The 14290-nt window shown below is 52.0% G+C and carries 9 protein-coding genes; 8 read left to right on the top strand and 1 reads right to left on the bottom strand.

Annotation, left to right across the window (positions count from 1 at the left end; genetic code table 11):
• Positions 1–65: 65 nt before the first annotated feature.
• Together E4L36_RS09575 and E4L36_RS09570 are read left to right on the top strand one after the other, a co-directional pair.
• On the top strand, positions 66–3752 hold the full coding sequence (locus E4L36_RS09575; RefSeq protein ID WP_136680406.1) for an ABC transporter substrate binding protein: 3687 nt from the start codon (positions 66–68) through the stop codon (positions 3750–3752).
• 91 nt (positions 3753–3843) lie between these two features.
• Positions 3844–5625, top strand: coding sequence for a GGDEF domain-containing protein (locus E4L36_RS09570; RefSeq protein ID WP_136680405.1), 1782 nt, complete (start codon positions 3844–3846; stop codon positions 5623–5625).
• 33 nt (positions 5626–5658) lie between these two features.
• Here the strand turns inward: E4L36_RS09570 and sulP are convergent, their stop codons facing one another.
• The gene (sulP, locus tag E4L36_RS09565) at positions 5659–7398 is read right to left on the bottom strand and encodes a sulfate permease (protein WP_240770699.1); all 1740 of its coding nucleotides are present in this window, start codon (positions 7396–7398) and stop codon (positions 5659–5661) included.
• Between the two features lie 96 nt (positions 7399–7494).
• Here sulP and E4L36_RS09560 point away from each other — a divergent pair, with 96 nt between their 5' ends.
• The 6 genes from E4L36_RS09560 (at position 7495) to parC (ending at position 14240) form a co-directional block, all read left to right on the top strand.
• The gene (locus E4L36_RS09560; RefSeq protein ID WP_136680404.1) at positions 7495–8115 is read left to right on the top strand and encodes an NUDIX domain-containing protein; all 621 of its coding nucleotides are present in this window, start codon (positions 7495–7497) and stop codon (positions 8113–8115) included.
• A gap of 4 nt (positions 8116–8119) precedes the next feature.
• Positions 8120–8569, top strand: a complete 450-nt coding sequence (locus tag E4L36_RS09555; protein ID WP_136680403.1) for a DUF1249 domain-containing protein — start codon at positions 8120–8122, stop codon at positions 8567–8569.
• Entirely contained in the window at positions 8566–9327 is a 762-nt protein-coding gene (locus tag E4L36_RS09550) for a metallophosphoesterase (protein WP_136680402.1), read from the top strand. Before E4L36_RS09555 ends, E4L36_RS09550 begins: the two co-directional genes overlap by 4 nt.
• Positions 9328–9397: 70 nt before the next feature.
• Complete coding sequence (locus tag E4L36_RS09545; RefSeq protein WP_136680401.1) at positions 9398–10021, top strand: YqiA/YcfP family alpha/beta fold hydrolase; 624 nt, start codon at positions 9398–9400, stop codon at positions 10019–10021.
• Between the two features lie 43 nt (positions 10022–10064).
• Positions 10065–11957, top strand: coding sequence for a DNA topoisomerase IV subunit B (gene parE / locus E4L36_RS09540; RefSeq protein ID WP_136680400.1), 1893 nt, complete (start codon positions 10065–10067; stop codon positions 11955–11957).
• Positions 11958–11975: 18 nt separating this feature from the next.
• A complete protein-coding gene (parC, locus tag E4L36_RS09535; protein WP_136680399.1) occupies positions 11976–14240 on the top strand; it encodes a DNA topoisomerase IV subunit A in 2265 nt (754 codons plus the stop codon).
• The last annotated feature ends 50 nt before the right edge of the window (positions 14241–14290 follow it).

Raw genomic sequence — 14290 nt, 5'->3', positions numbered from 1 at the left:
GTATCGTCGTTAATTAGCAACTAAAGTGTTTTAAGGTCTATCTGTTTTTTTAGCGATGAGAGTGTATGCGTTTAGTGTTCGGGAAGTTTGTCCAACTCATTGTCTGCTGTAGCGCACTTTTCGCTTTTCCAGCAGCGGCTCAACCCGTTTCTAACAATGATAGTCTTGTTCTCGTTATCGACTCCTATCAAACTGGCTTTGCTCAGTCTGAGCAATTCCTCACAGGATTAAATGCTGGGTTGAGTACGGTCAGTGACCTCTTTCCAGAACTGAAAATCATCAGTCTTGACAGTAACCACTATAACAGTGATGTGACAGCACCTTTGTTGTTGCAAGAGATACATCAAAAATCTCTCACAGACCCTGCCGTTGTCGTTCTGAATGGCATGCCCGCATTGACGTTCTTCGAACAACACCGTGACAGCCTGTTTGCTAACACGCCAGCGATACTGGCTGGGGTCTTTGCGGGCCAGTTAGATGAGAAGTCGGTGCGTGAAGACGCATTATTGACTGGCGTTATCTCTTTGGACCCTCTTGCTCGCACCATTGAGCTGGCTGCAAAACTGCATCCAGAGAGCACCCATATGCTGGTGGTGGGTGATAGCAGCGCGCAGGTCGCTCTAGAGCAACAGCGTACCGCGTCGGCAGAAGCTCTGCTAGCCCGGCCACTGCATGTTGAGTTCCTTTCCCATTGGGATGTACAACGCTTACCTAGACGCATCGCCGAGTTGGGAGAGTCTGGCGTGATTGTTTCAACATCGGCCGGTGGGCGAAATCAAACATCGCGTCTATCACCTACCGTGATGCTAAGTCTGCTCAGCATGGGCGGCCGCCCAGTATACACAACAGATATGCGGCTCGTTGAGCTCGGAGCTGTGGGTGGCTACACTGAAAACGCAGAACAGCGCGGTAAGCTGGTGGCAGGTTATATCAAGCGTATTATGCGGGGAGACTCGCCAAGTGAACTGCCTTACTTAAGCGATCAGGCAAGCCATGCTGTTTTTAATAAAATAGCGATGGATACTTTTAACATTGAGCTCCACCATGTTCCGCGAAGCGCAGAAATTAAGCAAGCTGGTGCGCCGGTCTCTGCATTTTTCTATTTATCCTTGCTACCTGCACTCGCTGTCCTCATCTGGTTGGGCTACTTCTTCCTAATCCGTCCAGGCTCCTCTATTTTCCGCCGTGGCCCATTATCGGGTATGGACGAAGCTACGTTGCTACGGATGCTACTCAATAGTAACCCCGATCTGATTTATGCCAAGAACCGGCGTGGGCAGTACATCGAGTGTAACCAAGCATTTGTTAGCTTTACAGGGCGTACCTATGGCTCTGCTATTGGCGAGATGGTCGGGCGGGTGTTTGGTGATGCCCATATCGATATGATCGTCGAACAAGATCAAGAGGTTTACAAAAAAGAGAAAACGATCTGTCGTGAAACTTGGCTCCAGAACGATGATGGTGAGCCCTTCCTCTTTGAAAGTGTGAAAACACCACTGCGTAATCATCGCGGTGAGATTGTCGGATTGTTGGGCATCGATCGTGATATTACCGGCCGATACTATGAAAATGCGCTGCTGAAGCAGAGTAATCGTATCCTCGATATGATTATTCGTGGTGTTGCACTGCCTGCTATTCTCCTCGAGGTGACCCGCAGCTTTGAGAAGGTGTGTCCTGATAGCCGTTGCTCTATCTTATTGATTGATCGTGAACAACGCCGTTTTTTGCATGGGGCGGCTCCGAGCATGCCGGACTTTTACAATGAAGCGATCAATGGCCTTGAGTTTGGCGTGGGCGTTGGGTCGTGCGGTACCGCGGCGGCTACCGGTAAGCAGGTCATTGTGGATGATGTAAACAGCCATCCATACTGGGCGCCCTATGTTGAGCTCGCTCACAAAGCGAACATTGGAGCGGTGTGGTCGCATCCGGTTATTGGTTCTAGTGGTGCGGTCATGGCGATCTTTACCATCTACCACGAGACACCGCGCTCACCAAACAGCGATGATCTTTCGCGCATGGAGCAGGCCGGGCGTTTGGTGAGCTTGGCGCTTGAGCGTAAGCAAGTTGAGGGTGACCTGCAGAAGCTTTCACGCGCCGTTGAGCAAAGTCCGACTATGGTGCTGATTACCGATGCGCACGGCACCATCGAGTATGTGAACGAAGAGTTCACCGAGGTGACAGGATACAGCCTTGATGAAGTCCGAGGGTTAACTCCTGCCGTGTTAAATGCCGGTGAGATGGAAGGCGACTTCTACAAGGACATGTGGAAAACCATCAAAGCGGGCCACGATTGGCACGGTGAAATACGCAACAAAACGAAATCGGGACAGCCTTATTGGTCGATGCTCTCGATCTCGCCAATCTTGGATGAGTCGGGCGATATTACGCACTATATCGGTGTTAGCGAAGATATTTCGGCCCAGAAAAAAACGCAGGAGCAGATCGAACAACTTGCGTTCTACGACCCGTTAACGCGCTTAGGGAACCGTCGGCTGTTCCGTGAGCAGCTCGAAGGCGAAATCAGAAAGGCCGTTCGTAGCGATACCCTGTTTGCGCTTTTCTACCTAGATCTAGACAACTTTAAGCAGGTTAACGACACATTAGGGCATGATGTTGGGGATAGGCTACTACAAACCGTAGCGGACCGTTTACGCTACGTGCTGCGTAACTCCGACTTCATTGCACGCCTTGGCGGTGATGAGTTTATTGCGTTGCTGCCGGATGTGAGTGGCCCGATAGAGGCTCAGGTCGTTGCAGATAAGTTGCTGAAAGCTTTGTGTCAGCCGATCTATCTGGGCAACACTGAGGTAGATGTGACGGTTTCATTGGGTATCACGCTAGCGCCATTGGATGGCGATGATTGGTCGGTTCTGATGAAAAATGCTGATCTCGCTATGTACCGTGCTAAGCATGAGGGGCGCAATAACTATAAATTCTTCACACCGGAAATGAACGAGGAGGTGCTGCGCCGCGTTGAGATGGAGCAGCAGTTGCGCCGAGCCATAGAGAACAATGAGTTCCGTCTCTATTACCAGCCCCAGTGGAATATTCTTAGTGAGTTGCGGCCGGTGTGTCTTGAGGCCCTAGTACGTTGGGAGCATCCGAAGCGCGGCCGCATCCCTCCCTCTGAGTTTATTCCCATAGCTGAAGAGCTAGGTCTGATCGTTGAATTAGGCGACTGGATCTTGCAGCAAGCATGTGCAGACGGTCAGCAGCTATTGCAGGGTGGCCATAATATCAGTGTGGCGGTAAACCTCTCTATGCGGCAATTCTTCGACCCACAGTTACTTGTTAAAGTGAGTGATGCGCTAGCGCAGAGCGGTTTCCCAGCTGAGCACCTGGAGCTTGAGATCACCGAGTCGATGTTAATGGATGATGTTGATTTAGTGCGCTCCACGTTGGAGCGTTTGAAAGAGCTAGGCGTTTCACTGGCGATTGATGACTTTGGTACCGGCTACTCGTCGCTAGGTTATCTTAAAGCACTGCCGTTTGATCAGCTGAAGATCGATGCATCTTTTGTGCGTGATATTCCCCATGACAAAAACGATATGGAGATCACCGCTGCGGTTGTCGCTATGGCGCATAAACTTGGCCTTAAGGTGGTGGCTGAGGGGATTGAAACACAAGAACAGTTGGCGTTTTTGCGTGAAAACCGCTGTGAAATGGGGCAGGGCTACCTGCTTGCCCGCCCAGCTCCGTTTGACGAGGTACTGTCATTACTAGATGTTGAGTTTGATTCGGACATTGGTTAAAGGTAAACGACAGTAGGCTACCTGCTGTCATTTTTTTGTCATTATTTGAACATAATCTAACCAATCCTAAGCTTGTTTATCGCTCAGTAAAATGCCGTTACTTCAAGAAGCTCGCTCGTTGTCCGAAGCAGAACAGGTGTTGTCGCAGATTATCGATAGTGAAGCGATAACGCCCTACTTTCAGCCGATCTTTGACCTTTTAACAGGCGATGTAGTGGGGTATGAAGCGCTGTCCCGAGGCCCAGAAAATAGCCTGTTATTCACCCCAGATGCGCTCTTTCAGACCGCCATCGCCATGGGGCGACTACATGAGCTTGAGCTGGTATGCCGCAGCCAAGCATTGAGTCGGTTCGCCGCGCTCAAACTGCCTGGCAAGCTGTACCTAAATATTAGCGCTTCGCTGTTGGCTTCACCCGATCATCAAAAAGGGATGACGTTAGCGCTGCTCAAAAAGATGCAAATCGAGCGTGAACGTATTGTTATCGAGCTCTCGGAAAAACAACCCTACGACCATTTTGGCCTCTCCCGAGCAGCGGTGGATTACTACCGTGAAATGGGCTTTCAGGTGGCCATAGATGACCTTGGTGTTGGCTATTCTGGTTTGCGTATGTGGTCGGAGTTGCAGCCTGAATGCGTCAAGATCGACCAGCATTTTGTGCGTGGTGTTGATCGCGATATGGTGAAGCGGGAGTTCATCTTGGCGATTGTCTCCATTGCGCAGAAGTTGCAGTGCGAACTCATCGCTGAGGGGATTGAGACGAAAGAGGAGCTAGATACGCTCATTGAGCTGGGAGTCAGCCGCGGGCAGGGTTTTCTGCTCGGTAAGCCGCATCCGGAGCCCAGCCGTTTTCACAGCGATTTTCTCTCCAATCGTGCGCGCCGCATGGAGGAGAAGACACGCATGAGCGAGGACGAAACGGTGCTTTCGCTCTGTCGCACCATGCCAGCTGTGAACGAAACGCAGATGCTGCATGAGGTTGATCGGCTCTTTAAAAAGACGCCCGAGCTCGATGCAGTCCCGGTTTTGAACAACGGGATACCTGTAGGGATTGTGCGCCGCCAAGATCTGTTAGAGCTGTTCTCCGCCCAATATGGTCGGGCGCTCTACGAGAAAAAACCTGCATCCAGTGTGATGTCACAAGATATGCTGGTGGTGGAGAGCTATGTCGGGCTATCGAAGGTGTCCTATCAGTTAACGAACCAAGATACCGCGCAGCTGACTAGCGAAATCATCATTGTTCAAGATGGCGTCTACCTTGGTGTTGGTAGTTTGCGTGACCTGCTCAAGCGTATTACTGATCTCAAGATTCAAAACGCCACCTATTCAAACCCACTCACGTTGCTGCCGGGGAATGTACCGATCAATAGAGAGATCGATCGCCGCTTAAAGCAAGCGCTGGAGTTTCGGGTTGCCTATTTTGATCTCAATGACTTTAAGCCCTTCAATGACTACTACGGTTACGCCAAGGGTGATCAGGTTATTCAGCTATTAGGGCGGATCATTAAGCGCTGTATTACCTCGAGTGACTGTTTTGTAGGGCATATTGGTGGGGATGACTTCGTGGTGATTTTTGGGTGCCTTGATTATGCCGCACGCTGCCAGCAGATCCTTGATGAGTTCGCTGATGAGGTGCGGGAGTATTATGCGCCAAAAGAGTTGCAAGAGGGGGGTATTTGGGCAGTGAATCGTGCCCAAGAGCGCAGTTTCCACCAGATATTGAGTCTCGCGATTGGTATTGTTTTTCCAGACCCTTACGCCTGTGAAAGCTACCATGAAGTTGCCGAGCTTGCTGCTGAGGCGAAGAAGCAAGCAAAGAAAGAGGGCGGCAACACCTTATTTATTTCGCGCCGCCGCAAAGTTCGCCTCTCTTAGTGGCGCGCGGCAATAGGTGCTGTGCTTACAGAGTTAACACCGCGTTTCAAGTTGCCTGACGCCCTCATCTGTGGTGAAGAAGATCTCGCCATAGGCTAAGTGCTCGGCAAATTTTACCCGCTCCAAACGGTCCATTACCGGGCCTTTAATCTCTGAGAAATGTAGGCAGATCCCTTCGCTGTGCAGTTGATGGCTAAGGTTTTCGAGGGTCTCAAGCGCGCTGGCATCGATATCATTCACAGCCGCACAGTTGATTAGGGTGTGTCTGATGCTCGGGTGCTGGGCGATGTGCGCCAGAATAAACTGCTCGACATAGCGTGTGTTCGCGAAAAATAAGCTCTCATCAACCCGCAGAATCAGAATATCAGGGTGAGTGGAAACATCATGGCGTTCAATGTTACGAAAATGCTCCGATGCGCCCACGCGACCAATGATCGCGATATGTGGTTGGCTCGTACGTTTAAGTAGGATCGCAATCGAGAGTGCAATACCCAACACAATGCCCAGCTCTACGCCCAGTAAGAGCACCGCAATAAAGGTGGCGACCAGCGTTAGCGCGTCGCCTTTGTTATAGCGCCACGCTTGGCGCAAACTGCTGATATCGATCAGCGGCAAGACCGCCAGTAAGATAATTGCGGCCAGTGTTGCGGTGGGTAGGTTGGTGAGCAGTGGCGTAAAAAATGCAACGACCAGAGCAACGAGCACCGCCGTGATCAACGAAGCGATAGTTGTTTGTGCGCCTGCAGTAAAGTTAACCATCGAGCGGCCAAAGCCCCCAGCAACCGGAAACGTGCCGCTAACGGCTGCACCAATATTAGCTGCCCCCAGTGCCAGGAGTTCTCGGTTTGGATCGATGCGCTCGCGGCGTTTACTGGCCAGCGCGGTACCCACTGATACGCTCTCCACGTAACCAATCAGCGCGATAAGCAGCGCGGGCATCCATAGATCTTGCCATAAAGTTGGGTTGATGAAGTTTAAACTGAGAGCGGGGATGCCACTCGGTATTTCACCCACAATCGCCACTGACGCGCTATCTAGCCACGTGACCAGCACCATACCTGCAATGATGGCGAACATCGGCCCGCCCTTGCAAACGGCTTCGGCTAACCAGCTTGGCGCTGCTGCGCGCTTGAGCAAACAGCATAGCGGTTTTTTGGTGATGAGCAGCACTATAATCGAGCTGATACCCACCAAGAGCGTATCAGCATCGAAGTTCGGCAGTGTATTAGCTGTTTGGGTTAGCGAAGCGAGAAAGTCGCCCTGTTCAATCTCTAATCCGAGTAGATGTTTGAGCTGGCTGAGTGCAATGATCACGGCAGCCGCGCTGGTAAATCCAGATATGACGGAGTGGCTCATAAAGTTCACGACACTGCCGAGCTTTAGCAGGTGCATCAGTAATAGGAACAGCCCAACCAGCAAGGCGAGATTGATAGCCGCTTGGATATAAGCCGCAGAACCTGGTGCAGCGAACTCGCTGAGTGCGGATGTCACCATCAGTGATGCGATCGCAACCGGGCCTACCGCAAGGGAGCGGCTGCTGCCTAGCAGTGCATAACAGAACAGTGGCAGCATGCTGGCATAAAGCCCATATTCTGGAGGCATACCTGCCAGCAACGCATACGCCATACCTTGGGGGATGATTAGGATAGCCACAACGATGCCAGCCATCAGATCATTGAAGAGGCTGCTGCTATCGTAGTGCTGTAGCCAGCGAACCATTGGTTGCGTGGCTAAGATGTCGTCTATTTTGCGGCGCCGAAGCGTTATTTTCATATTCTATTATCGAATAAATATATATTTATAGATTATAAATAATACCATAGGGTTCGCCAGTGCCGTGGTATATTTTCTCACTCTTAAGGAGGACCTATGCAAAAGAGTTGGCAGCCTCAATTCTGCAATAACGATCTGCAGATTGAGCGTGACGAGGTGATTTGCGAAAGCTTCTATCAGATGCGAGAGCTTGAAATCACTTTACCAAAATTTGAGGGCGGCAAGATCACGATTAAACGCGATCTGTTTTGGCGCCCCGATGCCGTGTGTGTGTTGCTGTTTGATCCGCGACAGGATGTTGTGGTGCTGGTGGAACAGTTTCGTATTGGCACGATTGATCATCCGCATAGTCCTTGGTTGCTGGAGCTGGTTGCAGGTGTTGTGGATGAGGGGGAGACGTTAGAAGGCGTGGCCCGTCGCGAGAGCATCGAAGAAGCTGGCGCTGAGATTGAGAGAATCGAGCATCTCTATCGCTTTAGTCCAAGCCCCGGTGGTGCGCGTGAGTATATTGATATCTTCTGTGCTCAAGTGGATGCGGCTGTGTTAGGTGGCTGTCACGGGCTTGAAGAGGAGGGCGAGGATATCAAGGTTCATCAGTTTAAGACGGCAGAAGTGTTCACGATGTTGTCGCAGGGAGTTATTGATAACGCCCCCGCTATTATCGCTCTGCAATGGCTGCAGTTGCACCGCGAGCGCTTGATTCGCGAGTGGAGCTAACTTGATGAGGCGCAAATACGTTCCGGATCTTACGCGACAGATGTCGATCTGCGAGGCAAACTACGCACGAGTGAATAAACTGATGCCCGACCTAGAACATCAGGATGCGCGTGAGTTCTCGATCAGCTCACAAGAGCAGCAGTCTGCGGTACGCATTGAGGTCATGGAGCGTTTTACCTATACAACGACGCTGCGAGTCTCACAAAGCAGCGCAGTTACACCGTGGCTTGATGCACCAACACTGTTGGTACGTCTTTACCACGATGCAGGCATGGCGGAAGTTATCCACACGGAACGGCGCCAGTTTTCAGGTGCGTATAGCTATCCGAATCATCAGATGTTTCAACCGGATGAAAAAGCGCAGTTGAACCATTACTTAGGTGAATGGCTTAGCCACTGTCTGCGCTATGGGCAGCATCACGAGCCTATCTATCTGGCCTATCCTGCGTCATGAAACTCATTCAAATTACCGATTTTCACCTCCAAGAAACGCCTGATACATTGCACAATGGCGTCGATCCAGAGGTGCGCTTTGATGCGGTACTGGCCGCCATTAGAGAGGAACATGCTGATTGCGATCTGTTGTTGATGACAGGGGATTTAGCCCATCACGGCTACGAGAGTGCCTATCAGCGGATTGAAATGGCAACCCGCCATCTTGCCAAGCAGCGTTGCTGGCTGCCGGGCAATCATGACGATGCTAGCAAGATGCAGCGCTTTACTGAGCTTGCTCAGCAGCGGCTTATTATGGCGCCGTGGGATATTTTGCTGCTCGACTCCACAAGCCAACCCGATGGTGTGGGTAGCGGCTCACTTGCAGACGCCGAATTGGAGCGGCTAGCAAACTTTTTGCAGGCCCCAAAAGCGCCCTTTCAGATGGTGGCGCTGCACCATCCGCCGCTACCGGTAGGTAGCCGTTGGCAAGATGAGATTCGCTTGGGTAACAGTGCTGAATTTCTCTCCATCGTTGAACGTTACGCCAGCAATGCACTGAAATTAGTTGTATGTGGGCACTTACATCAAGCCCATGAACTGGCACTGGCCGAGGCGCAGCTGATCTCTACGCCAGCCACTGCCGCACAATTTGTGAGCTTTCAAGCAACACCGCAGATTGAGCTTCGTGGTGATGCATCTCTTCCCGCCTATCGCTGGTTTGAACTAGACTCAAACGGTTGCTTCAAGAGCGCGGTGCAGCGCGTCCCACTCGCCTAGCGTTATCTGGGCTTGCATCGTGCCAAGAGCTTCGGTAGTTTTCAGTTAAAATGCTGTAAGGATAACCAGTATGTCACGCCACATGATCATCTACGTGCACGGCTTTAATAGCTCGCCTGACTCTATCAAAGCACGCTTGTTAGGGCAGTACTTGACTGCCCAGCACCCAGATATCGACTATCGCGTGCCTGCGCTATCCCATTGGCCGAGTGAGGCGGTTGCCAGTGTTGAGGTGCTGATTGAAGAGGTGCCCGACCAGAAAGTAACACTGGTAGGTAGCTCACTAGGTGGTTTCTACAGTATTTGGTTAACTGAACGATATAAACAGTGCCGTGCGGTACTGGTGAATCCAGCGATCTATCCACATCGTTTACTGGCTGACTGGTTGGGAGAAAATGAAAATCTCTACACCCATGAGCGTTACACATTGACCCCCGCGCATCTTCACCAGCTCGAAGCGCTGGCGCTACCATGCATTAAGCAGCATGAGCGGTTTTTGCTGCTGACCCAAACGGCAGATGAAACGCTCGATTATCGTGAAGGTGTGGAGTATCTGGACGGTGCAGAGCAGTTTGTACAGCGTGGAGGCAGCCATGGTTTTGATCGCTTTGAGGATCTTATGCCAGCCATTGTGGCCTTTGGCCGCGGCACGGTGGCACTGCCACCGGCGACTGAGCTTGCTGCCAGTCAGTAAATCATAGAATCGACAACGTTTTAGCTACAGGAAATTTCCATCCATGTCGACGCAATATAATGCAGACGCGATTGAGGTGCTCAGCGGGTTAGATCCCGTCAAGCGCCGCCCGGGCATGTATACCGAAACGGATCGCCCAAACCACCTAGCTCAGGAAGTGATCGACAACTCAGTCGATGAAGCTTTGGCGGGCCACGCCAAGCAGATCGACGTTACGCTGCATAAAGATGGCGCGCTAACGGTATCTGATGATGGCCGCGGAATGCCTGTTGATATCCACCCAGAAGAGGGGGTGAGTGGTGTTGAGCTGATCCTTACACGGCTCCACGCAGGGGGTAAATTTAACAACGACAACTACAGCTTCTCCGGTGGTTTGCATGGGGTTGGGGTGTCCGTTGTTAATGCGTTGTCGAAGTTACTCGAAGTACAGATCAAGCGCGAAGGAAAGGTCTACCAGATCGCCTTTGCTGATGGTGAAAAGGTATCCGACTTGGAAGTGGTCGATACCTGCGGAAAGCGGGCCAGCGGCACGAGCGTACGCTTTCTTCCTGACCCGCAATATTTTGATTCGCCCAAATACAGTGTTTCGCGCTTAAAGCACAACTTAAGAGCAAAAGCTGTACTGTGCCCCGGTCTTAAAGTCACTTTCACCGACCTGAGCAGCGGTAAGAAAGAGCAAGAAACTTGGTACTACGAAGATGGCTTGAGCGCGTATTTAAAAGGCCTTACGCAAGTCTATGAAACACTACCTGCTGAGCCTTTTGTGGGTGCTCTGACGGGCGATGAAGATGCCGTAGAGTGGGCAGTGCAGTGGTTGCCAGAGGGCGGAGAGCTAGCGTGTGAAAGCTTTGTTAACCTGATCCCTACTGCGCAAGGCGGCACGCATGTTAATGGTTTTCGTACCGGCTTATTGGAGGCGATGCGGGAGTTTTGCGAGTTCCGCAATCTATTGCCGCGCGGCGTTAAGTTGACGGGTGATGATATTTGGGAGCGCTGTTCTTATATTTTGTCGGCGAAGATGCGTGACCCACAGTTTGCTGGACAAACGAAGGAGCGGCTCTCCTCCCGTCATATTGCGGCTTTTATCTCTGGTGTGACAAAAGATGCTTTCTCGTTGTGGCTTAACAGCCATGTTGAGGAGGGAGAGAAGCTAGCCGAATCGGTGATCGCCAACGCACAGCGCCGTTTGCGCTCTAGTAAAAAAGTGGTGCGTAAGAAGGTGACTCAGGGGCCTGCGCTACCGGGTAAACTCGCCGATTGTGCAGGTTCTGAGGCGATGCGCTCTGAACTATTCCTTGTTGAGGGTGACTCTGCTGGCGGTTCAGCTAAGCAAGCGCGCGACCGCCAGTTCCAAGCGATCATGCCCTTGCGCGGTAAAATTCTGAACACTTGGGAGGTGGACTCTGGTCAGATTCTCTCTTCCCAAGAGATCCATGATATTTCTGTTGCCGTGGGTGTGGAGCCGGGGTCCGCCGATCTAGAGGGGCTGCGCTACGGCAAAATCTGCATTCTTGCCGATGCTGACTCTGACGGCGCCCATATCGCTACGCTGATCTGTGCGCTGTTCCTGCGCCACTTTAAACCGCTGGTGGATGCCGGTCACGTCTTTGTGGCGATGCCGCCGCTGTATCGGATCGATGCTGGCAAAGAGGTCTACTACGCTCTGGATGATGATGAGCGCGAAGGGGTAATGGAGCGTCTGCGTGCCGAGCGTAAAAATGTGAAGATCAACGTACAGCGCTTTAAAGGGTTGGGCGAGATGAACCCCATGCAACTGCGCGAAACAACCATGGATCCTGATACGCGCCGCTTAGTGCAGCTTACCGTGTCTGCAGAGGACGATGCGCATGAAATGCTGGATATGCTGTTGGCGAAGAAACGGGCGGCAGATCGTAAGAGTTGGTTAGAAAGTAAAGGTAATCTGGCGGAGCTATAGGCGGGCGGATAAAGAAACATGAGTGAACTAATTGTAGATGACAGCATCGAGCGCCTGTCGATAAAAGCCTTTACCGAAAAAGCGTATCTGGATTACTCCATGTACGTAATTTTGGATCGCGCACTACCGCATATCGGTGATGGCATGAAACCGGTGCAGCGCCGCATTGTGTACGCTATGTCGGAGCTGGGCCTCAAAGCGGCAGCAAAATATAAGAAATCTGCCCGCACCGTGGGCGATGTGCTGGGTAAATATCACCCTCATGGCGATAGCGCCTGTTATGAGGCGATGGTGCTGATGGCGCAGCCGTTTAGCTATCGTTACCCATTGATTGATGGGCAAGGTAACTGGGGTTCGCAGGACGATCCTAAATCCTTCGCCGCGATGCGTTACACCGAAGCGAAGTTGGCAAAGTACGCCGAAGTTTTACTGAAAGAGTTGGGGCAGGGAACCGTTGATTGGCAGCCAAACTTTGATGGCACGCTATCTGAACCGGTAACGCTACCCTCGCGCTTGCCCAACGTATTACTCAACGGCGGTACCGGTATCGCTGTTGGCATGGCAACTGATATCCCGCCGCACAACCTGCGCGAAGTAGGGCAGGCGTGTATCCACTTGCTTGAAAATCCGCGTGCTGACCTAGCTGAGCTATGTGAATTTGTGCCCGGGCCAGATATGCCTACCGATGCTGAGATCATCTCCTCACGCAGCGATCTGCGTAAGCTTTATGAGACGGGGCGTGGCTCGGTAAGAATGCGCGCGGTTTATCAACGCGAACAAAGCGACATCGTCATTACGGCGCTGCCCTATCAAGTTTCCGGTGCCAAAGTGCTGGAGCAGATTGCCCAGCAGATGCAGCAGAAAAAACTGCCGATGGTGTCTGACCTACGGGATGAATCTGACCACGAGAACCCCACGCGCTTGGTGATTGTGCCGCGCTCGAATCGTGTGGATGTTGAGCAGTTAATGGCGCACCTGTTTGCCTCCACCGATTTGGAGCGCACTTATCGTGTCAATATGAACATGATTGGTGTAGATGGCCGACCACAGGTGAAGGACCTGCGCCAGATTCTCACTGAGTGGCTCAGTTGGCGTACACAAGTTGTGCGTCGCCGCCTGCAGCACCGACTCGATAAGGTGATGGATCGCTTACATATCCTCGAAGGCTTGATGGTGGCTTATCTCAATATCGATGAGGTGATCGCGATCATTCGCTACGAGGACGACCCTAAAGCCGAGCTGATGAACCGCTTTGGGCTAAGCGCCATTCAAGCCGATGCCATTCTAGATCTTAAACTGCGCCACTTGGCTAAACTGGAAGAGTTTAAGATCAAATCAGAACAGGATGAGCTAGAAGAGGAGCGTAAGCGTCTTGAGCTGATTCTAGGTTCTGATCAGCGTATGCGTACCTTGATCAAGAAAGAGATTCGCGAAGACATCGAAACATATGGCGATGCTCGCCGCTCCCCGATTGTTGAGCGTCAGGAAGCGCAAGCCTTCAGTGAGAAGGATCTGCTCTCGGCCGACCCGGTCACCATGGTGATCTCTAAGCAGGGCTGGGTGCGGGTTGCTAAAGGCCATGAAGTGGATGCCGCTGGGTTGAACTATAAATCAGGAGATGGTTTTAAGTTGGCCTGCCAAGGGCGTATGAACCAGCCGATGATCCTGCTTGACTCCACCGGCCGTAGCTTCACATTGGAAACCCATCAACTGCCCTCCGCGCGCGGTCAGGGGGAACCGGTAACCGGTAAAATCACCCTTGCGAAAGGTGCGACGATTGACGCTGCGGTATCGGGTAAATTGTCGGATAAAGTACTGGTCGCATCGGATGCCGGCTACGGCTTTGTCACCACGATCAACGATCTAACCAGCAAGACAAAGAACGGTAAAGCGGCACTGACGTTACCGAAAAAAGCACAGGTATTGCCGCCTATCCCAGTGACCAATGCGGATGCGTTACTCGCCGCGGTCACGAATGAAGGGCGCTTGTTGGTGTTCCCCGTTGCGGATTTGCCGGAGCTTGCGCGGGGTAAAGGCAATAAGATCATTAATATTCCTACCGTGCGTGCTGCAGCACGTGAGGAGTTGGTAACGCAACTTGCCCTGTTGTCACCAAGCGCAACCTTGCAGGTGAATGCTGGTAAGCAGCATCTGAAGCTGAAACCTGCTGATCTTGATCACTACCGAGGTGAGCGTGGCCGCCGGGGTAACAAGCTACCGCGCGGCTATCAACGTGTGGATAGTCTGGAAGTGATGGGTGAGGAGCAACCGGCTGATAGCTAGTATCAGCCGGTTGTGCAAACGGGCTTCCTTGCAGCCATCCTTTGGCTGTC

Source organism: Neptunomonas sp. XY-337 (assembly GCF_004959845.1).
Taxonomy (GTDB): Bacteria; Pseudomonadota; Gammaproteobacteria; order Pseudomonadales; family Balneatricaceae; genus Neptunomonas; species Neptunomonas marina.
This window is presented reverse-complemented; position numbering and strand designations above follow the sequence as displayed.